Raw genomic sequence first — 21130 nt, 5'->3', positions numbered from 1 at the left:
CGTTAACGCCCTAATAAAGGGCTACTTCCTAAAGGAAGTAAGCGGATATCCGCTTCATGATTAGAATCACCATTTTCAATGGCTTGAATAAACACACCGACAGGGCAAGAAAAAATTATCATATCAACTTGTTTCTTACAATCCCAAACTCTAGGGGAAATTTCATGGATGAAATTTCAGGCTCTTATGAGCAGGAGCGAATTGAGCCGACCGGCCCGCGCGCTCGAACCAAAGGCCTTTTGGGGTACTTTTGCGGCCAGGCAAAAGTACCTGGGGCGCGTGCATCACATGCCAAAGAGATCAACAACCAAACTGCGCACCAAACAGCTTCCCCCAATAACAACCCCACTCAATTACAAGCCCAAAGTAAGCACCACACTCCACTCAATCATTAAAAAAGCCGGAAACCCCGGCTTTATACCCACCAACTTTCATAGTATAGACAAGATCCCAAAGCCCGCCTGCCAAAGGCAACAAAAAGCCTACGCCGCAGGCGCAAAACTCTGACACCCCTTCGGACAAACCTTATGACACGACGTACACCCGATACAGTCGAGCTCATCCTTAATGCTCATCACCATCATCACTTCGTCTTCATCAAAATAATCGTCCTCATCCTCATCACTGATTTCTCTCTCGACCAGATCAAACACATCCCGCGAGCAGACTTTGAAACAGCGGCCGCAGCCGATGCAGCGTTGCTGGTCGATGGACTGGATGAATTGAGGTTCCCACGGCTCGCCGCCGCGGGTGTAACTGATTTTTGTACTCACTGTGTTATTCCTTGTGTAGATGACCAATCTTCGTCGATTAATTGCGACAGCCGTTGCAGACTGTCGGCGGAGTTATCCGGGGATTTGCGGCGTTTCAGTGAACGGGCCAGCCAGCCTGCCGGGGTGTGATTTAATTCGTAGAGAATCTGTGATAGCAGCGTATGAATGTTGCTGCCCGCTACGACTTTGACCGGCTGAATCTGGTATTCCAGTAACTGATGAATGGCCGACGCACCGCAGGCATTACAGTACACCGCCGCGCAGGATTGCAAATCGCGGATGCGGTCCGGCAGCCGGTCATGAACCTGCGTTGCATCATGCTCTTCTGCCTTATCACGGGGCTTTCCGGCGGTGACGTATTCAATGACTTCGAGTAAGTGCCAGCCGTCCGGGCTGATGCCGTAAATCATCATACTGGCAGCGCTGCCGAAGTGCTGGTTGACGTCCTGACGATCCTGAGTTGCGAAAGCCACCCGCAACTGAACCCGCTTCTCATCCGGTTCGGGTTCGATATGGAGTTTGCGTTTGCTGATTGGCATTATCCCTCCTGATTCTGTCTGACTTCATGTGCTTCAAACCGGTAAGCACTCAAGTGAGGTGCGACTTCATCCTGATGATGATGCAGGCAAAGATTAGCGAGTGCGAACAGTCGTTCGCGAACACCTTCGTAACCGATTTGGCGGATGTCCATATTGCCGAACTGATCATGACAGGGATAACCGGCGCGCAGTACCGGGAGATCCGGTTCGCAGATGTGGGCTGCGTGGGTGTTGCTGATCACCGCTTTGAGATGCGGATTGTCACCGTTGATACACGACAGATCGCCGATGATCACTTCATCTACGCCGGTCAGTTGCGCCAGTCCGGGCGCATCAACGGTGGTAATCAGTTGCGCGACATGACCGCCGACTGAGGCCAGCATTTCAGCGTAACCGACAGCCAGATCAGGTTCCAGCGCAATAGAGCAGGATTCGCTGCTGAGCAGAAAATGAGTATCGAGCATCGCATCTTGCAGCCGCTGACGGGCGCGGGTAAGCCAGTACGGGACTTCGAGCCCGCTCAGGCGGCTCAGTTGCAGGATCAACGCATCGGTGCTGCCCAGTGTCATAGCCATGCCCATCTCATGATACGGCACACCGAAACGACGCTCCAGCCACTGAGCGACATCGACTAATGCGTCACCAAACACCAGCGTGGCAGCGCTGTCGGCCATCATTTCCAGTTCCAGCACTGACGTGCCGCCGGTACTGGTCGCGCTGTATTGAGCATCGCCAAGATGACCGTCGAGCGATAATGACAGATCCGGGACGAAAACCGGCTCAAGGGCAAAAGCTGCAAAATAGCGTTTGAGGGTTTCAATATCGGCTCCGGTCAGGCCGATGGAGCACAAAACATTCACCTGAGTCCGTTGGCCGGGACGATCGGATTTGTGCTGGACCAGTTGTTTGACCAGACTGCGCACTGTTTCGGCGTAGCCGGTTTGCATCGAGCCGGTAAAATCCGGGGTAGAAACCGAGACAATCCGGGTGGCAGCAAACTGCGGATAACTACGGCGGAAATTGCTGATCACATGATAAACATCGCAGCCCTGCATTTCTGTCAGACCGGTGGTGATCACCGTGATCAGCTCCGGTGCCTGTTTCTCACACAGCACTCTGAGTGCTTCAGCCAGATTATCCTCGCCGCCCATCACGGCTGAGATTTGGTCGATAGCGGTATTTTGCAGCGGAATCGGCTCGCGCAAATGTTGAATCAGATAAACCTTGGCAAACGCACTGCATCCTTGCGAGCCATGCATCAGCGGGATACTACGCAGTATGCCGAGACACGCCAGTGTTGCTCCAGTCGCCGGGCTGGTTTTCAGCGGCTGCGTGACTAACGGGGTATTTTGCCGGATCACTTTCATCAGTATTTTCCTCCGTTAACAATTTCCACAGCCTTGTCTTGTTCAGAGATGTTCTGCTCTGGCTCGTTGTTTAGTTTTAACCACGGCGCAGTGCTGCGGACTGCGGGCCAGATCGGAGATTCCAGTGTCCGGCACAACTCTTGTGCCAGTGTGAGCATACCTTCATAACCGGCGTAGGCGTGCTCACGCTCCTGATTGATGTCGAGAAACGGTAGCCGGGCTTTAAGCGCGGTGTACATGTTGCGGCCTCCGGCGATCATGATGTCGGCATGAAAGCGATGATATGTATCCAGCAAAACGGTGGCACTGCCCTCGTCCAGCATCAGTGCGTCTTCTCCCATTATATCGACGATACGCTTCTTATCGGACTGGGTTGATTTGCGTGTACCGGTGGCGACGCAGGTGATTCCCAGCTCTTTGAGTGCACTGATCACCGACCATGATTTCACACCTCCGGTATACAGCAGTGCTCTTTTTCCGCTTAAACGGGCGACATAAGGTGCCAGTTGCCGGCGAATCCGGGCTTCTTCCCGTTCAATCAGCGCTTCGGTTTCCTGACTTAGCTTTTCATCGTCAATCAGTGCGGCAAAATTGCGTAGCGCCCGTGAGGTATCTTCAATACCGTAAAAACTGCCTTCGAACCACGGCACTGACCAGCGTTCTTTGAGTTGCCGGGCCACATTGACCTGCGCCCGGGAGCAAACCACCATCGCCGCATCGGCGCGGTGCATGGTCTGAATCTGATGAAACTGTGTGTCTCCGGCCATACAGCATAAAACCCGCAGTCCCAGCGCTTCGAACAGCGGAGATACATGCCAGAACTCTCCGGCGATGTTGTATTCGCCGATCAGGACGATGTCATGCACCCAGCGGCTCGGATCGTGTTTCATGCGTGGTTTTGGCGGCGGCTCTGCCGTTCCGACAACCCGCTCGACCATCACATGCCCGGCAATCCGGTTGCCGAGATTTTTATTACCGTAGAATCCGGCAGCATCCACCGGAATCACCGGGATCTGCCAGCGTTGCTGAGCCAGCCGACAGATCGATTCGATGTCGTTGCCTTCCAGCGCGGGAACACAGGTCATATAGACGAAAACCGCCGGAGGTGCGTGTTGTTCGATGAGCTGTTTAATCGCATGCAGCAGACGTTTTTCGGCGCGGCCCATCACCACATCCTGTTCGTTCAGATCGGTGGTGAATCCATAGCGGAACAGATTGGTGCCGGTTGCCCGGGTACCACGATTGTTCCAGCTGTTCCCGGCACAGCCGATCGGGCCGTGTACCAGATGGCCGACATCGGCAATCGGCAACAGGCTGATCTGTGCGCCGTCAAAGCAGCATCCTCCGGCAGTGGCTCCGGGTTGCGGGCGGCTGCATCCGCTTTTCTCTCCCCGGTTATGTTCACAGGCCGGTTCATCCTGTAAGAGTTTGATTTCTGATCGTTTCATTCCGCCTCCTGCCGTTTTCCCTGATGACTTCTGTCGCAAGCCAACACGCTGTCTGGCAGTGCTGCAAAATATGAACCATGGAGTAATTCATTGAAAATAAATGATTTTGTATTTAATCCATACCGAGATATGTCGGACATTGTCGTAAAAGCGACAATCGTTCTACATACTTACGCCCGGATTCCGCAGGTAGTGGATCACAAAAGATAAAAAAGCGCTTCATATGAATGAAGCGCAAAGAAAAGAAATAATTGAAGATTGTCGAAAATAAAAAACGTTATATCGCTTCAGCATCGTCAGACAACCATGCTGAAAAGTCAGGCGGTAAACCAAGCTGTTTACGCAGCCACGGCGGTGGTGAATTACAAATCACCTGAGACAGCTCAGTCATGACTTCACCAGCTTCAGTCGGAGTTGCCCGCTTGATCGGATGCACATCAGCCCGGGTCACTTTGGCTGCGGCCGGGCCACCGATCGATAGTGTGAAGAGTATCTGGCAGTCGTGGATCAGTTCGAGTAGCTTCTGAGAACGCACTTCGCCCTGCAGATGACGCTCCACGGGACGAATATCGATCAACTGATAACTATCCCGGTTTACTTCATATACCAGGATGTTGAGACAGGAACCGTAATGACCATCGATCATTTCTCCCTGATTAGAAGTAACGGCTGCATACAGTTTCGGTGCTGCAAGTGGTTCAACTGCTTTGATTCTTGGCGGTTCCGCTTCAGGTTGTGTCTGCGTCAGTACCGCATAAGCATTGCCTGTCTCCTTGCGCCCCGGACCGCCCTGAATCGAGCTAACCATCAGCCGGAAAGCTTTCGGTGACAGTTTCAGCAGTTTTTCTTCAGATAAAGGGGCACTGAGATGTTGTATCAGCAGGCCGAGTAAAGCCCGGACATCAATACCGGGAAGTTGTCTGGCTGCCAGTGCGATCCGCAGGGCTGCCTGAGCAGTCATTGTATCACGTCCGGATGCGTCACCGTTTTGCTGCGCCGTTTCTGATAAAGAACGGTCTGATGAAGATCGGTCTGAATGGTTCATTGGGTAGATCATTTGAGACATAAGATTATCTCCCGGTCAGGCTGCCTGTAACCGTTTCGCTCGAACGGAAACTGGCAGTTTGGGTTTACCAATGGGCTCAATATAATAAACTGCACCGCTGGCAAGATGGACTTCCCCGCCCCACTGCTCATCCGAATCAAATTCCAGCCGGATGATGGTCTCTTCCAGATCTTTCTTGGTCAGATAAAGCGATAATGCACCCGCTTCATTGTATTGAATCATCACATTTGCCATCGTGAATTTATCCTTTTCACTGAGTTATCACTCAATGAGGCCGGGCAGAATTTTAAAATCGCATGAATACATCCCTGTAGCTCTGACTCGCCATCCATGGCGAGTCAGTTTTGAAATTCCACCCGGCCTCATCTCTCACTTGTTCAGCTCGATTGACTCTGCTCTCTAGCGCACCAAATCAAAGCCGAGATCGGTTGTGCCCATCACCATAGTTTCCCGATCCAGTTTTGCCAGCACTTCGTTGGTCAGCGTGGTCAGAATAGACATTGCTCCTTCATAACCCAGCGTCGCCTCACGGTGCAGATGATGACGGTCAAAAATCGGAAAACCGATCCGCACCAGCGGGACTTCAAATTCATCCCCTTTGGCTTTGGTATCGCGCTGAATGAACTTCCCGTAGGAATTTCCGATCAACAGATCCGGCTTCTCGGTGAACATCAGAGAACGCAGATGCCACAGATCTTTACCGACCAACACCTGGGCCTCTTCTCCGTAAGGTGTCTGGGCCAGCATCGTTTCGATCGTTTTCTTCCAGCGTTTGGCACCGTTATGACACAGCACATGTTTGATTTCACAGCCTAACTCAGTGAGAAATTTACACATGCCCAGCAGATAATCCGGATCGCCGTAAAGTGAGACTTTCAGACCATGCAGCCAGGTGTGCGAGTCGGTCATCATATCAACCAGACGGCCCCGCTCTTTGGTGATTGAGTCCGGGATTGGCTGACCGCTCAGTTCCGCAACTTTCATCAGGAAGTTATCGGTCCATTCCAGTCCCATCGGGATATCGATCTGCGGAACATCCTGCTGCCAGTTGTTTTCGATGAATTTCTTCGTTTTGGGAAGCTGAGTGCCCTGAAGCAACAGGGTCGCTTTGGCATTCGGCGCATCTTTCACCTGTGCAACCGGCGTTCCTCCGGCATACATGCGATATTCCCCGTCCGCTGGCGTATCAAGCACTTCGGACGGATCACACAGGTATGCGTAATCAACATTCATCTCATCGAGCATCCGCTGGATCACCCGATAATTGCCGAGATAGGTTTCAAATCCGGGCACAATATTGAGTTTACCGTTACTGCCGGGCTGATAAGTTTCCCCGCTATTGAGGGTAAAATGACGCAAAACACCTTCAAACATGCTGTCCCAGCCAGTGAGATGGCTGCCGACAAAACTTGGTGTATGCGCAAACGGTGTTGGCACTGTTTTCGGCAGATAACCGCCTTCTTTGGCATTGTTGATAAACGCATTGAGATCATCTCCGATAACTTCGGCCATACAGGTGGTCGAGACGGCGATCATCTCCGGTTTATAGAGCGCATAAGCATTCTGCAATCCCTGAAACATATTGTTCTGACCGCCGAAAACCGCAGCGTCTTCGGTCATCGAGTCAGAAACACAAGCCACCGGTTCTTTGAAGTGACGGTTAAAATAGGTCCGGAAGTAAGCAACACATCCCTGCGAACCGTGCACATAAGGCAAAGTATTTTCGAATCCCAGCGCACAAAGCACTGAACCCAACGGTTGGCAGGCTTTGGCCGGATCAATGGTGATATGCTTACGGTTAAAATTAATTTCCTGATATTCTTTGGTCGTGGTCCATTCAAAGATCTCTTTGACCTTCTCAGCATCATAGGCTGCTTCGAAATCACGACGCTTACTGGCGATCAAATCCTGATATTCCGGCTGCTGAAACAGCGCATAACCCGATTTGATATCATCGACATTCTGAGTCATAGGTTTTCTCCTACCGTGCCACTCATCTGTGAACTCCGGTTCGGTTGAATATGGTGGAAGTCCCTTTCGCTTCATGCTATTTACTGCCGCTCGCATGAGATCACTGACGATCACATGAAGCCACTTCCGTCTTCGGTCAGGCGATTTTTTCCGCTCTGTTTTCTTCGGTCATATTTTCAGACACGGCTTCGTCAGTTTTAAGCCACGGCGGTGTCATCATGTTCCAGCATGGATTGTTAATCGTCATATCCATGTCGCGGGCAAAAATCGCGAAGCCATCCACACCGTGATACGGGCCGGAATAATCCCAGCTGTGCATCTGACGGAATGGGAAGCCCATTTTCTGGAACACATACTTCTCTTTGACCCCGGAGCCAACCAGATCCGGATTCAGCCGTTTGACATAGGTTTCCAGCTCATAGGCACTGGCATCATCAAACAGCAGGGTTGAATCCTTCAGTTCCGGTGTGGTTTTGGCGTAATCATCGTTATGGGCAAATTCATACCCGGTGCCGACGATTTCCATGCCGAGATCTTCATAGGCGCCGATAATGTGGCGAGGCCGTAAACCACCGACGTATAACATCACTCTTTTGCCTTCAAGCCGTGAACGGTATTTATCAATCACCGGCTGCCACTGCTGGCGGTAACGGGCGATCACCGCTTCGGTCTGCTGCTGGATTTTATCGTCGAATAGTGCGGCAATTTTGCGCATTGACTCTTCAATTTTGGTCGGACCGAACAGGTTGTACTCGATCCATGGAATGCCGTGTTTCTCTTCCATAAAACGCACAATGTAGTTCATCGAACGGTAACAGTGCACCAGATTCAGTTTCACCTTCGGTGTGTTTTCCAGTTCTGGTAATGTTCCGTCTCCGGACCACTGTGCGACAACCCGCAGGCCCATGTCTTCCAGAATGATCCGCGAAGACCACGCATCACCACCGATGTTATAATCGCCGATAATGGCGACATCATACGGCGTACTGTCGGCATCTTCGGTTTCCGCACCTTCCAGCACATAGTCACGCAATGTATCGTTAGCGATGTGGTGACCAAGGGACTGAGAAACGCCCCGGAAGCCTTCACAACGCACCGGTACAATGGTTTTACCAATTTCAGCCCCTTTGGTTTTGGCAACTGCTTCAATGTCATCCCCAATCAGACCGACCGGACATTCCGACTGAATGGAATAGCCTTTTGCCAGCGGGAACAGTGATTCAAGCTCATCAATTGCAGCACTGAGCTTTTTGTCACCCCCGAAAACAATATCCCGTTCCTGAAAGTCGGTCGTGAAGTTCATCGTGCCAAATGTATCCACTCCTGTATCACCCACATAATAGTTCCGCCGACCCGCGCGAGAGTATTGTCCGCAGCCGATCGGCCCGTGGGAAATATGGATCATGTCTTTGACCGGTCCCCAGACCACACCTTTTGAACCGGCATAGGCACAACCACGGACTGTCATTACGCCCGGTAAAGATTTACGGTTGGAAGTAATACATTTACCGCTGTCGGTGGTGTTATCACTGACAACCACATGTTTTTCCCGATCGGCTTTTGCAACCTCAGGATAAACTTCCAGCACTTCATCAATCAGCGCCTGAGTCTGTTCTTTGTTCATCTGCATCCTGTATTCCTCATCCATTGATATCAAGATGGCGTGTATTCTCAGCTCTGATTAAGCCGCTACCGTCTCTTCATCCGCTTTCTTACCGATGATCGATTCATCTTCTTCATCGATGATGCCGAATTCCATCAGCAGAGCTTCCAGTTCATCCATCGTGGCAGGCTGTGGTACGACAAAAAGCTGGTTGTCGATGATCTTTTGCGCCAGTGTCCGGTATTCGTCAGCCTGACTACATTTGGCATCGTATTCGATTACGGTCATCCGCCGGATTTCGGCACGCTGAACCACATTGTCACGAGGAACAAAGTGAATCATCTGAGTTCCGAGTTTGGCTGCCAGAGCCATAATCAGCTCATCTTCACGATCAGTGTTGCGGGAGTTACAAATCAGACCGGCCAGACGAACATTACCGGAAGCTGCATATTTACAAATCCCCTTCGAGATATTGTTGGCGGCATACATCGCCATCATTTCTCCGGAAACGACGATATAGATCTCTTCCGCTTTGTTTTCCCGGATTGGCATCGCGAATCCACCACAAACAACGTCACCGAGTACGTCATAGAAAACAAAGTCAAGATCGTCTTCGTACGCACCTTCTTCTTCTAAGAAATTGATCGCAGTGATAACACCCCGTCCGGCACAGCCGACACCTGGTTCAGGGCCACCCGATTCGACACAGCGGACACCACCAAAACCGACTTTCAGAACATCTTCCAGTTCGATGTCTTCCACAGTTCCGGCTTCAGCAGCCATTTCCATGATGGTGTTCTGCGCTTTCGAATGCAGGATCAAACGTGTTGAGTCTGCTTTCGGGTCACAGCCGATGATCATGACCTGTTTCCCGGCTTCGGCGAGCGCCGCAACCAGATTCTGTGTTGTGGTCGATTTACCGATCCCACCTTTTCCATAAATTGCACATTGACGAATTGCCATGGTCTGTCTCCTTGTAATATTAGACGCACAGCTTATTGAGCGAATATTATGCCAAGGACTTAATTACTTTAAATTCAATAGATTAATTTAATTTCAAGTAAAATAATCCAGACAAAATGACTGGGATTGTCTGTTTTATAACAATGGTTGTCAGGTTCGAAAATGACCATGTCATTTCTGATGAACATCAGTCATAACCTTCACTATCATTATTTCTGATGAGCCCATAAAATTTTTCTATATATAAAAGCAGTTAGATTATTTGATGTTAGTTATATAACCATTTCTATATAACTGTTTCTATATAACCAACAAGAATTTTATGACTAAAGTCAATATCACAAATTAGTCATAGTTGATTGCGAATATTTTGCACTTGATAAAACAATCAAGAAAACAAATGAATTTTATCCGAATAAAATTGCATTGATAGTCAGAAAAATGTTTCCAGGATTTGGTGTTGAGTACACCATAAATATGGTTAGTCTTTATTTTTTGATAATATTATAACTTGTATCATTTTAACTGTTTTATTATTTATGAAACGGAATAATAAGAAGTACATCAATAAAGGAAATTTAAATTAATCAACGATGGAACTGTAATCCATTGTTAATATTACTTTATATTTTGAGAACTCTATCCCATGTTGAAATTTTCAGGAAATATTTTCCAACATAAAAAACAAAACATAACATGTTGATTTTAAACAGTAAAAAATATGCTTAATAATTGTTCAGCACTTATTTTCCGAATTTATATATCTTGATAGCAGCACATCTTTTGTGGTAACTATTTTTACAGACAAAACATAAATTAAATTCAATTATATTTTTTCTGACTTAAAAGTTTAATATTTTTCCTTTATAACAATAAACACATAGCCATCTTGCAGAATGGTCTTGTTCGAAAGAAGAACGAACAGAGGTATAGCATCAGAGACAAAACAATAATTTCACAAACATATTAATGATTGTTTTGTTGATTAATAATATATAACAACGTCAGGGCTGACCATCATGATCTTTATTTTACTAATAGTTTAAGCATGCCAAATAATATTTAATTATATCAATAGATATAAGGTTAGTGCTGCGTATTAGTAAATAATTTTCGTGACCAACAATCTGTATATCCAGAAATTCCATCGTTTCGGCAGTGGTAGTAAGTTGTGTAATTTCTCAGGATTTGATGATTTCAGGAAAAGGTGAGTTGACCGCCCGATTAGTTGTCCGCTTCGAACGATATCAATGATCATCGCTCGCAAAATTGGCTTTAAGAGGTAACTATCGAATGATTATTCAACGTATTTTCGCTGTACTTTATATGCTTGCAGGCATTGCTAAACTTTTTCCTCAGTTTGAAGATGTTGTAGCAGAGCTGAAAGTCGCCGCTATAGCAAATCAGGGAACCTGGTATGAAGGTGTCTCTGTCTGGATCGGTGCTCATGCACAATTTGTCAACTTACTGGTCGGAGCTATCCTGTTTATTTCCGGTCTGGTTCTGTTAATTAATCCTCCCTGGACAAAATGGGTCATCTACGGTCAGTTGTTGATGATGGCTGTATTCGTCACCCTGTTACACCGTTCACAACCACAGGTTGTACCTCTGGATGTTGTTTTTGCTCTGGCAGCACTCTACATGCTGCGAGTCCAGTCCCGACGGACGCCCAGAGCCCGCACTTTTCCTACCCGTGATTTTTCTGTTCATCAGCCGGCATCGGATCAACCTGCCCGAACCACTCGTCCTCAGTCAGGAGATTCATACGATGTGGTAATTATCGGGGGTGGCGTTGCCGGACTAACTGCTGCCAGCGAATTTGATCAGGAACGGGTACTGGTAGTTGAAAAAAGTGCATCACTGGGCGGAAATGCCCGCTACGAACAATATCAGGGACTCAAACATCCTGTAGGCGGTGTCTGTTTTCAGGAACCACTCCCCGATTCTGAAATGATGTATATCCTGAAAAAGATCGGTATGGATAAAATGTACCGCTCTAATGCTGAAGATACACTGGTCTTTTTCGATACAATGTTACTGATGCGCTGTCTGGGTGAAATCGTCGTCGGTTTTCTCAAACAACCGGCTTATCTGCTCAAACCTTCGGTCTGGGGACTGACCGGTCAGCTTTTCCTCAATGCGATTATTGGCAAACCTTATGTGAGCTCAGCCAAACAGCTCGGCGATCCGACCTTTGCTGAACTTTACCGTTTTCTGGACCGCTTTGCTCCCGGCACACGCCTCTATCCTCAGGTTCCCTGGACCGAAGAAAGCGGCTGGCCCCGGGAAGAGATGGAGTTGCTGGATAATACCTCGTTATATACTTACCTGTTTGAACCCGAAAAACTTGCCGGTTTCCCTCAGCATCTGCGCCCGCCCGTCTCTCTGGGAAAATTAGTTGAAAACGCTGTCAGAGTTGCACTACGGGTTGAATGTTCTGATCTTCATGATATCTCCGCTTATGCCGGTCTCTACTTCCTGATCGGATATTTACGGGGCAATCTGATGACGCTGCCCGGAGGCAATGGCGGATTCAGTGCCGGACTGTGCGGCTACCTTGATAAAAAAGAAAATGTCACGATGATTACAGATTCTACATTAGAACACATCAGCCAGCTTGCTGATGATCATGCAGAACTGCAACTCATGGTCGGCGGACAATCGGTACAGATAAATACCCGTCAGGTCATTTGGGCGGTACAGAAAACAGAAATTGTAAAACACCTCCCTGCTCTGCCGAAAAGCCAGCTCGATGCAATTCAGACCATTTGCTATGAAGACTATTATCTGGCCAGTGTATTGCTCTCGAAACCGGTTCTCAGCCACTCCTTCGGTGGTTACATGATCGAACCTGAAAATGCTTCAGCAAATGAACCGTATCACTGGTGCAAACCCGGAACCTGTCTGGTGGCAAACTGGATGGATTCTGCCAATAAATCTGAAGTCGGAGTGTTATCCCTGCTGATGCCAACAACACGTCCGGAGCGAAAAGGTCGCGATGCAACCGGAAAGTTCAGAGCACTGCAAAAACAAACCTATTTTGAAATTTCCAAATTGCTGACCAATATCGGTATGAGTCCGGATGTGATTGAAGACATTAAGATCTGGCACTGGTCCGGTGGTTTGGTGACCTCAGTAAAAGGACACCAGAGTCGTGGTATATTTAACGCTGCCGGTGAGCCATTCAAGTGTATTCACTTTGCCAATCAGGACAGTATCGGTATCGGGAATATCGAAGGTGCAATTTTCTCCGGACTGAAAGCATCAAAAACAGTGAAACAGCGTTTGCATTCTTCCGTTTCTCACCAAACTGTAGCTGAAGATTCTCTGGCGGAGGCTGTACTATGACAGATTCAAATATTGTTGTCGGTATTTCCGGGGATCAGCAACTGGCCCATCAGCATCTGGGTGGGAAAGCTTATTCGCTCAATCATCTGGTGCATGCCGGTCTTCCTGTCCCGGTCGCATTCTGTGTTACTGCTGATGCCTATCAGCAGTTCATCCGGGAGACATTGCCTGCCCCGCTCCTGACATCCGGAGAAATGGCACAAGTCCGGGAAACAATTTTAAATGCCGATATTCCTGAGTCCATCAAACAGGCAATTCAGCAGGCTTATCAGAATCTGGGAGAGAATCCCCGTATCGCAGTTCGTTCATCGGCACTGGATGAAGATGGTCAGTCACAATCGTTTGCCGGTCAGTACGAAACCTATCTGCACGTTCAGGGAATTCAGGATGTGCTGCATAAGGTTCGTTCATGCTGGGCTTCACTCTGGGCTGACCGGGCTGAACTTTATCGTCAGGAACATCGTCAGGGACATGTATCTCAGAGTGCGATTGCTGTCGTCCTTCAGGAAATGATTGATGCCGATGCTGCCGGGGTAATGTTTACCCGGGATCCACTATCCGGCAATCAGGATCATGTCGTGATCGACAGCTGCTGGGGACTGGGTGAAGGTGTTGTTTCCGGTCAGGTGACAACAGATACCTTTACACTCGACAAAGCTACTGGGACGGTCATCGCTCAGGAGGTTCGTTCAAAACCCAACTATTGTCAGTGTGACGACAAAGGACGGGTAACAATTCTCCCGACTCCCGAACCTTTACGCGATGTTCCAAGTCTGAGTCAGGAACATCTTGCCGAGCTGAACCGTCTGGCCCGGCAGGCCCGTCTTATCTACGGTACCGATCTGGATATTGAATGGGCAGTCAAAGATAACAAAGTCTGGCTGTTACAGGCTCGTCCGGTCACGACAGAAGCAAAAGCTGCGACTGTTATCTATGCCAACCCGTGGGAAACCCGTCAGTCGGTTAAAGAAGGCGCTTTATTTTCCCGGATGGATACCGGCGAAATTGTCACCGGCCTGATGACACCGCTGGGCCTTTCATTCTGCCAGTATTATCAGAAACATATTCACGGGCCTGCGATCCAGACCATGGGGATGGCGGACATCTCCGACTGGACCATTTATATGGGTTACATTCAGGGACATGTCTATCTGAATATTTCCGGCTCGGCACATATGCTCAGACAATGTCCGCCAACCCGTGATGAGATGAAATTTACCACGCGCTACGCCACTGACGATATTGATTTTAGCCATTATCAGAACCCTTACGGTCCGGGTGTTCAGGGATGGGATTATGCCAAAAGTGCCTGGCACTGGCTGAAACAGCAGATTCATAATGTCCGCCATGCACCGAAAATCGTGGAACAGATGATCGAGCTGCGCCAGCAGGAAACTAAGCGTTTTCTGGCTCTGGATTTAAGCAAAATGACTCTGGCAGATCTCAATCGGGAACTGGAACGGGCTGATAAGTATTTTCTGGAAAGTTGTGCAGCATATATGCCTTTCTTTCTGCAATCTTTCGCACTGTATGATGCTTTAACCGAAACCTGTGATAAGTATCTGGGAGATCAGGGAAATGGTTTGCAGAACCGGATTAAAGCATCAATGAATAACCTGCGGACAATTGAAGTCACGCTGGGAATTATTAAGCTGGTTGAAACTATTAATCGCCAGCCCCAACTGAAAAAACTTTTCGAACAACATGATGCGTCTGAACTTGCAGATATTCTTCAGCAAGACAGTGAAGGCCGGACATTCTGGAACGGGCCATTTGAAGCGTTTCTGTTTGAATTCGGTGCCAGAGGCAGACAGGAGTTTGAACTGAGTATTCCACGCTGGCGGGATGATCCCAGCTATCTGCTGCAAGTGATGAAGATGTATCTCCAGCACCCGGTCAATCTTCAGGAAAAACTCAAAGAAACGGAAACGCTCCGGAATCAGGACAGTGCTCAGTTATTAAACGGACTTCCCCGGATGGCGCGGCTGAAGCTGAAAATGCTGATGAAGCTCTACGGTGTGATGGCAGAGCGGCGGGAAGCCACCCGTCCGACATTTATCACGGAGACATGGTTTTACCGGATCATCATGTTAGAAGTTCTGGGACGTCTGGAATCTAAAGAAATTGTGCGCCGTGAAGATCTGCCCTACATCGATTTTCAGCGTTTTCGCGATTATGTCGCCGGACGTATTTCTGCCGACGAAGCCTTCTCCGCGGATGTGCTCAATGAAAATCGTCATCAGCATCTGCTGAATACGCATGCCGATGAACCGCCACTGGCAATTATCGGAGGCTATACGCCACAACTCAGAGTTGCAGCGTCTGATAATACCGATCAGTTAAAAGGACTGGCGGCAAGCCCGGGACAAATCGTTGCCAAAGCCAGAGTAATTACCGATTTGCAGGCGCAGGCCGGAGAACTACAACCCGGTGAAATACTGGTTGCACGATTCACCGATGCAAGCTGGACACCACTGTTTGCTCTGGCTGGTGGTGTTGTCACTGATATCGGTTCCGCCCTCTCCCACAGCTGTATTGTTGCCCGTGAGTTTGGTATCCCGGCGGTGGTCAATCTGAAAACAGCCACCCAGCAGATCAAAAGCGGCGATACGCTCATTGTCGACGGGGATAACGGACACATCATGATTCAGCGTCAGGAAGAGTAGTCACCAGAGACAAAAGTCAAGAATACCGGCGGCAGAAACTGTCGCCATGATCACCATTATTTAGCACACAGACATCGAATCATCACTGATGATTCGGCGGGGACGGCTGCGGTTTTTTCTGGGCGTCATTGATGAAATGCAGCGTTTCCCCGCCTGACAAACATGCGATTTGCACAACTTGCATGATTTCAGCGAAAACAAGGAACTGATACATGATAGGACAAGCAACAACCGCTTCCGGAGCCTTATATGAGCAGTTTTGGCAAGCGAGTCAGGAAGAGCAATCTCATATGAAACTCGACACCATTACTGTTGGTGTGATTGTCGTAACCCGAGATCCCTCTTTTTTTCAGACCGGCCTGAGCGTATTAAATGACATCCGGGATTATTCATTTAATCAGGTACATATCCAGTCGGATCTTCCTTTACAGCTCCTCGGTTTATCCTATGACGATCTCTATCTGGAGACCCGGGGAAAAGCAATTCATTTTCTGAAAGAGCAGAAAAAAGCTATTAATATTCAGGTTATTCAATGTAGCAGTCTGGCTGAAGCCACCGGCAAAATCGTCTATACCCATGCGCTGGAAGAACAATCGGCATTTCAGGTTGGGATGCTGTTTTATGATCAGGCCTCTTTAGGACAAAGCGATGATCAGATTGAAAAAATTGACCGGGATCTGGACGCATTCTACTGTGCGATGCAAAAAACCGGGATTCCAGCGTTTTACACCACGTTTTCGACAGTAACATTCATTCGTAACCTGCGTTCGCCCTGTCGCTACCTTCCTCAGCAATACCGGGAGATCGTCCGTTCCAAAGATCCGAAAGTCTTCCAGACGGAACTGCTCTGTCTGTGGATGGACTTCTTCGAAATGAATTATACCAACCGCCGGGTAAAACCCGAAGGAGCCATGGCACTGCATAATGCGCTGGCTGATCAGCTGATCCGTTTCTTCGAAGATGTTACGCCGGACCAGTGGCTATTCTCCTATTACACCGGCTCAATCGTTTCCAATCTGATCGGCTATCTGGATAAACATGCTGAAGCACACGGAGCATTGACCCTACGGGGACCGAATGAACATGCGATCGCCTGCGGTGCAATTGCAAACTGGCAGCTCTACCGAATGCCTTTCCTCGGTGTGGTTACCTCCGGCATGATGGATGAGTTCAAAGGAACACTAGCCAATTTGCGGGAAACCGCTGCCAAAGGGATTCTTGTTGTTGCCGAGAACCGTAATAACCAGTGGTACAGCTTCCAGGGGACACTGACACCGACGGAAGATATGCGCGAAGTGCTGCAAGCCCGGCGGATTCCCTATGTCTATATTCACGATGTAAATAAACTGGCTGAAGGGCTGACGGAAGTTTTCCGTCTGTATCACCTCAATCAGGGACCGGTAGTTATTCTTGCCACTCAGAATGTACTGGAATCGAGTCTGCCGCTGGATCATGTTATCAGCGAAACCGCCAGCCTGCCGATTCAGCCTTCAGACCCGTCTCCGGTATCAGGTGAAGCGTTTGAACAGGCGATGCAACTGATCAATACCGGTCCGGAAAAACTGATCTGGCAGTTAGGTCCGGTCACTGATGATGAATACACGCTCATTCATGAGATTGCAGAAAAAGCCGGTATTGCACTGGTTGATTCTCTTGCCCATCCCGGTACGGCACCAAAATATTATCAGGGAAAACGCAACCCTCACTATCTGGGAACGCTGGCTATCTACGGTTATAGCCCTCGGGTATATAACTTCATGCACACCCGGGACAAAATCAATCCAATCAGCGAACAAAGCCTGTTCATGATTAAAAGCCGGGTTGCGCAGATCACTACCCCATTCTCTGACGGACGTCTGGAAAATAAAATTCATCTCGTTCAGCTGACCCATGATGAACGTCATCTCTCGCCTTATGCCAATATTCATCTGCATATGGATTGTCTGACTTTCCTGAAGGCAGTCAAAGCGAATCTGAATGTCAGTGATGCTCTGCGGGAAAAACGCCAGTCGCTGATCCAGTCATATCTGGATTCTCCTTCGGATGTAGTCAGCCGTCTGCCGACACTTCCTATGTCACCGAATTATTTCTTCTCTCAACTCAATGGCGTGATTGAAGATCTGATCGAAACCCAGTCGTATGACTACACCGGTGTTTACGATGTCGGACGATGCGGTATTTCAGCCGTCAGAAATGTTGCCAGAACCCGGCGCGGGTTCTCCGGCTGGTATGGGCGTGCGTTGATGGGCGATGCTCTGCTTGCAACCAACTATCTGGCACACACCAGTCCGACACATGTCATTGCTTTCATCGGTGACGGAGCCAAAGGCATTGTGCCCGATATGCTCCCGGCATTTATCGATAACATTCTGACTCACCCGGATCTGCTGCATAAAAGCATTACCGTGTTCTATTTCTGTAATGGCGGATTATCGGTCATTAACACCTATCAGGAACGAATTCTCTTTAACCGGACATCCCGGCAGATGCGTCTGATGAATCTCGACCAACCGGGATTTGAACAGACCATCAATGAGTTTCAGATTAAAAGTCAGACTCTGACGCATTTTGATGAAACCGTCATCCGGGATGCTCTGACCAGTCCTAAACGGCTCAACCTATTCTCTGTTGTTCTTGGCCATAACAATGAAGGCGACGGGATCTCACTGGCTACAGCCAAAGGCTGGCAACGTGATCCCTGTGACAAAGAGACATTACAGCAACGTACGGCGGCAGCCAGTCAATCCGAATCGGCCAGCCAGTCATTTGATCAAATTCAAGCGAAGGAAGTCACATCATGAAGTTTGGGTTCATTGCTCATCCAACATCCGTTGGGTTAAAACGTTATGTCAAGATGCTGGATATGCTCCAGCGCAGTTCAAATGAGCTTCACAGTGGTTACAGCCGTGAGTTATGGCACAAAGAGAATCTGGTGCCGTTTATGAATTTTGCCCGGGTCACTTCGGCAAGCGGTGCAACCTGTGAAGGTATCATTCGCTATATGCCGCTGATCGCCGACGAAATGCTGGCGGAACCACGGGTCATTGCCCAGCGGGTTCTTCAGGGGATTGAAGAACTGGTTGAAGATGGCGCTGAGCTGGTCGGTTTAGGCGGGTTTACATCGATTGTCGGCCGGCGCGGAGAAGCAACTGCCGAGAAATCACCGGTGCCGGTGACTTCTGGTAATTCACTGACGACTTATGCCGGATACCGGGCTTTACGGCAAATTACCGAATGGCTGGAGATTAATCCGGAGAAAGAACCCATTGCGATTGTCGGTTATCCCGGTTCAATCTGTCTGGCTCTGAGCCGGCTGTTACTGGCTGAAGGCTATTCGCTCTACCTGCTACACCGGGCTAGCCATAAAGATCAGGAAGAACTTCTCAGTCACCTGCCGGAACAATACCGTGACCGCGTCACGTTAACCGGCGACCCGCAGACACTCTACGAGAATTGTCGGCTGTTTGCCGGAGCAACATCTTCCGGTGGAATTATTGAAACTGCCCGACTGCAACCCGGCTCGATCTTTATTGATATTGCCCTGCCCAGAGATGTCGATACTGATGTCCGTCCTGACAGAGAAGATATTCTGATCATTGATGGCGGCTGCGTCACCGCAACGGATGCAGTCAAACTGGGTGGAGAATCGCTCAATGTCACGATCAAACAGCAGTTAAACGGCTGCATGGCAGAAACCATTGTGCTGGCGCTTGAAGGACGCCGGGAAAAGTTCTCACTGGGACGCTACCTGCCCCCGGAAAAAGTCCTTGAGATCGGTGAAATTGCCGAGAAACACGGATTTTATGCCTATCCGCTGGCCTCTTACGGTGAACGGATCGAACGTCAGCAAGTCACAAATCTCAAGCGCTATTATCATCAGGATATCTATGACAATCGTGCGGATATGTCAACCCAGTCAACACAACTGGCTTTCATCGACGGGCTGCTTAACCAGACCGCTGAACGTGAAGATACACTGGATCGCTATCGCCAGTACGTCAATCCGATGATGGTTGATTTTCTCCGCCTGCAACACTGTGACAATGTTTTTGAGCGAGCTTCAGGAACCACACTGTGGACCGCAGACAACACACCGTTTCTCGATATGGTCGCCGGTTACGGTTGTCTGAGCCTGGGACACAATCCACAGCCGCTGGTCACTGCTTTGAAGGATTATCTGGATGCTCAAGGACCAAACTTCATTCAGTACATTTCAATTCCGGAACAGACGGCAAAACTGGCAGAACTGTTGTGTTATCTCGCTCCCGGCAATATGGGACGCGTCTTCTTCAGTAACTCAGGCACAGAAGCCGTTGAAGCTGCAATTAAGATTGCGAAAGCATCAACGGGTAAACCCGGTATCGCATACATCAACAACAGTTATCACGGTAAAACCCTCGGTGCACTGTCTCTGACCGGCCGGGATAAGCATCGTCGTTATTTCTCTCCGTTGCTGGAGCACATGGTTGAAGTGCCTTTTGCCGATCTGGAAGCATTAGAAACCGCGTTACGCCGCGAAGATGTTGGTGCTTTGATGATTGAACCCATTCAGGGAGAAGGTGGCGTACATGTCTTCCCGGACGGCTACCTGCAAACAGCCCAGCGCTTATGTCGGGAAACAGGAACGCTGCTGATGGTTGATGAAGTACAGACCGGGCTCGGACGTACCGGCAAGCTGTTTGCCTGCGAATGGGATGACCTGGAACCTGATGTACTGATGCTGTCGAAGTCCCTTTCCGGAGGTCTGGTACCGATCGGAGCAACGCTGTGCCGGGCTGATCTCTGGCAACAGGCTTATGGCACTGCGGATCGTTTTCTGGTTCACAGCTCTACATTCGGTGGCGGAAACGTAGCCTCAGTCGTTGCCCTGAATGCCCTACGGGAAATGGTCGCTCAAGACCTGCCTGCACAGGCTGCACGCTCAGGTCTGTACCTGAAACAGGCACTGGAAGAAATAGCAGCCAAGTATCCGTTTATCCGGGAAATTCGTGGCCGGGGTCTGATGCTGGGAATCCAGTTTGAACAGTCCTTTGCCGGTGCAGTTGCTGCATCTGCCCGTGAATTTGCTACCCGTCTGCCTGGTGACTGGCACACCATGTGGAAGTTCCTGCCTGACCCGGTTCGTGAACATCTGCAAATTGCCATGACCCGTATGGAACAGTCGCTAGGCGAAATGTTCTGTATGAAATTTGTAACCAAGCTGTGTCTGGATCACAACATTCTGACTTTTATTACCGCGAATAGCTCAACCGTCATTCGTATTCAGCCTCCTCTGATCATCGCTCAGGAAGAGATGGAACGATTTGTCGCCGCTTTTGCAGATGTCTGTGAAGAACTATCGACATTTATGGATTGATAGCTGGATTAAATAGCTGAATTAAACAAG

General features: G+C 49.1%; 14 protein-coding genes. 5 read left to right on the top strand and 9 right to left on the bottom strand.

All coding sequences use genetic code 11. The features are described 5' to 3' along the window. Positions 1–56 precede the first annotated feature (56 nt). Positions 57–395, top strand: a complete 339-nt coding sequence (locus OCU74_RS08145) for a hypothetical protein (RefSeq protein ID WP_087479247.1) — start codon at positions 57–59, stop codon at positions 393–395. A gap of 87 nt (positions 396–482) precedes the next feature. Here the strand turns inward: OCU74_RS08145 and fdxB are convergent, their stop codons facing one another. The 9 genes from fdxB to nifH all read right to left on the bottom strand — a co-directional run bounded on the left by fdxB (position 483) and on the right by nifH (position 9730). Further along, entirely contained in the window at positions 483–773 is a 291-nt protein-coding gene (fdxB, locus tag OCU74_RS08140; protein WP_087479246.1) for a ferredoxin III, nif-specific, read from the bottom strand. Continuing rightward, the gene (locus OCU74_RS08135; RefSeq protein WP_087479245.1) at positions 770–1312 is read right to left on the bottom strand and encodes a NifB/NifX family molybdenum-iron cluster-binding protein; all 543 of its coding nucleotides are present in this window, start codon (positions 1310–1312) and stop codon (positions 770–772) included. The genes fdxB and OCU74_RS08135 overlap by 4 nt, the downstream gene beginning before the upstream one ends. Continuing rightward, positions 1312–2679, bottom strand: a complete 1368-nt coding sequence (nifN, locus tag OCU74_RS08130) for a nitrogenase iron-molybdenum cofactor biosynthesis protein NifN (protein ID WP_234993516.1) — start codon at positions 2677–2679, stop codon at positions 1312–1314. Before nifN ends, OCU74_RS08135 begins: the two co-directional genes overlap by 1 nt. Then, positions 2679–4127, bottom strand: coding sequence for a nitrogenase iron-molybdenum cofactor biosynthesis protein NifE (nifE, locus tag OCU74_RS08125; RefSeq protein ID WP_087479243.1), 1449 nt, complete (start codon positions 4125–4127; stop codon positions 2679–2681). Before nifE ends, nifN begins: the two co-directional genes overlap by 1 nt. 277 nt (positions 4128–4404) lie before the next feature. Then, a complete protein-coding gene (locus OCU74_RS08120) occupies positions 4405–5193 on the bottom strand; it encodes a dinitrogenase iron-molybdenum cofactor biosynthesis protein (RefSeq protein ID WP_234993515.1) in 789 nt (262 codons plus the stop codon). Positions 5194–5208: 15 nt separating this feature from the next. Next, complete coding sequence (gene nifT, locus OCU74_RS08115; RefSeq protein ID WP_087479242.1) at positions 5209–5427, bottom strand: putative nitrogen fixation protein NifT; 219 nt, start codon at positions 5425–5427, stop codon at positions 5209–5211. Positions 5428–5592: 165 nt separating this feature from the next. Then, positions 5593–7164: a nitrogenase molybdenum-iron protein subunit beta gene (nifK, locus tag OCU74_RS08110; RefSeq protein WP_087479241.1), complete on the bottom strand. Its 1572-nt coding sequence runs from the start codon at positions 7162–7164 to the stop codon at positions 5593–5595. A gap of 136 nt (positions 7165–7300) precedes the next feature. Continuing rightward, complete coding sequence (nifD, locus tag OCU74_RS08105; RefSeq protein WP_087479240.1) at positions 7301–8794, bottom strand: nitrogenase molybdenum-iron protein alpha chain; 1494 nt, start codon at positions 8792–8794, stop codon at positions 7301–7303. Between the two features lie 51 nt (positions 8795–8845). Continuing rightward, the gene (gene nifH, locus OCU74_RS08100) at positions 8846–9730 is read right to left on the bottom strand and encodes a nitrogenase iron protein (protein ID WP_087479239.1); all 885 of its coding nucleotides are present in this window, start codon (positions 9728–9730) and stop codon (positions 8846–8848) included. A gap of 1293 nt (positions 9731–11023) precedes the next feature. Between nifH and OCU74_RS08095 the strand changes: the two genes are divergently transcribed. The 4 genes from OCU74_RS08095 to OCU74_RS08080 all read left to right on the top strand — a co-directional run bounded on the left by OCU74_RS08095 (position 11024) and on the right by OCU74_RS08080 (position 21100). Then, positions 11024–13078 (top strand): DUF6041 domain-containing protein, encoded by a 2055-nt coding sequence (locus OCU74_RS08095; RefSeq protein WP_087479238.1) that lies wholly within the window; start codon positions 11024–11026, stop codon positions 13076–13078. Further along, positions 13075–15744: a PEP/pyruvate-binding domain-containing protein gene (locus tag OCU74_RS08090; protein ID WP_087479237.1), complete on the top strand. Its 2670-nt coding sequence runs from the start codon at positions 13075–13077 to the stop codon at positions 15742–15744. Before OCU74_RS08095 ends, OCU74_RS08090 begins: the two co-directional genes overlap by 4 nt. 212 nt (positions 15745–15956) lie before the next feature. Next, positions 15957–18545, top strand: coding sequence for a biosynthesis protein PigD (locus tag OCU74_RS08085; protein WP_087479236.1), 2589 nt, complete (start codon positions 15957–15959; stop codon positions 18543–18545). Next, on the top strand, positions 18542–21100 hold the full coding sequence (locus OCU74_RS08080; RefSeq protein ID WP_087479235.1) for an aminotransferase class III-fold pyridoxal phosphate-dependent enzyme: 2559 nt from the start codon (positions 18542–18544) through the stop codon (positions 21098–21100). Before OCU74_RS08085 ends, OCU74_RS08080 begins: the two co-directional genes overlap by 4 nt. Positions 21101–21130: the final 30 nt, after the last annotated feature.

This window comes from Vibrio mangrovi (genome assembly GCF_024346955.1).
GTDB classification, from domain to species: Bacteria; Pseudomonadota; Gammaproteobacteria; order Enterobacterales; family Vibrionaceae; genus Vibrio; species Vibrio mangrovi.
This window is presented reverse-complemented; position numbering and strand designations above follow the sequence as displayed.

Excerpts from the sequence above, each read along its gene's own strand:
- OCU74_RS08145 (WP_087479247.1), top strand. The coding sequence starts at position 57 with ATGATTAGAATCACCATTTTCAATGGCTTGAATAAACACACCGACAGG.
- OCU74_RS08135 (WP_087479245.1), bottom strand. The coding sequence starts at position 1,312 with ATGCCAATCAGCAAACGCAAACTCCATATCGAACCCGAACCGGATGAG.
- nifN (WP_234993516.1), bottom strand. The coding sequence starts at position 2,679 with ATGAAAGTGATCCGGCAAAATACCCCGTTAGTCACGCAGCCGCTGAAA.
- nifE (WP_087479243.1), bottom strand. The coding sequence starts at position 4,127 with ATGAAACGATCAGAAATCAAACTCTTACAGGATGAACCGGCCTGTGAA.
- OCU74_RS08120 (WP_234993515.1), bottom strand. The coding sequence starts at position 5,193 with ATGTCTCAAATGATCTACCCAATGAACCATTCAGACCGATCTTCATCA.
- nifT (WP_087479242.1), bottom strand. The coding sequence starts at position 5,427 with ATGGCAAATGTGATGATTCAATACAATGAAGCGGGTGCATTATCGCTT.
- nifK (WP_087479241.1), bottom strand. The coding sequence starts at position 7,164 with ATGACTCAGAATGTCGATGATATCAAATCGGGTTATGCGCTGTTTCAG.
- nifD (WP_087479240.1), bottom strand. The coding sequence starts at position 8,794 with ATGCAGATGAACAAAGAACAGACTCAGGCGCTGATTGATGAAGTGCTG.
- nifH (WP_087479239.1), bottom strand. The coding sequence starts at position 9,730 with ATGGCAATTCGTCAATGTGCAATTTATGGAAAAGGTGGGATCGGTAAA.
- OCU74_RS08095 (WP_087479238.1), top strand. The coding sequence starts at position 11,024 with ATGATTATTCAACGTATTTTCGCTGTACTTTATATGCTTGCAGGCATT.
- OCU74_RS08090 (WP_087479237.1), top strand. The coding sequence starts at position 13,075 with ATGACAGATTCAAATATTGTTGTCGGTATTTCCGGGGATCAGCAACTG.
- OCU74_RS08085 (WP_087479236.1), top strand. The coding sequence starts at position 15,957 with ATGATAGGACAAGCAACAACCGCTTCCGGAGCCTTATATGAGCAGTTT.
- OCU74_RS08080 (WP_087479235.1), top strand. The coding sequence starts at position 18,542 with ATGAAGTTTGGGTTCATTGCTCATCCAACATCCGTTGGGTTAAAACGT.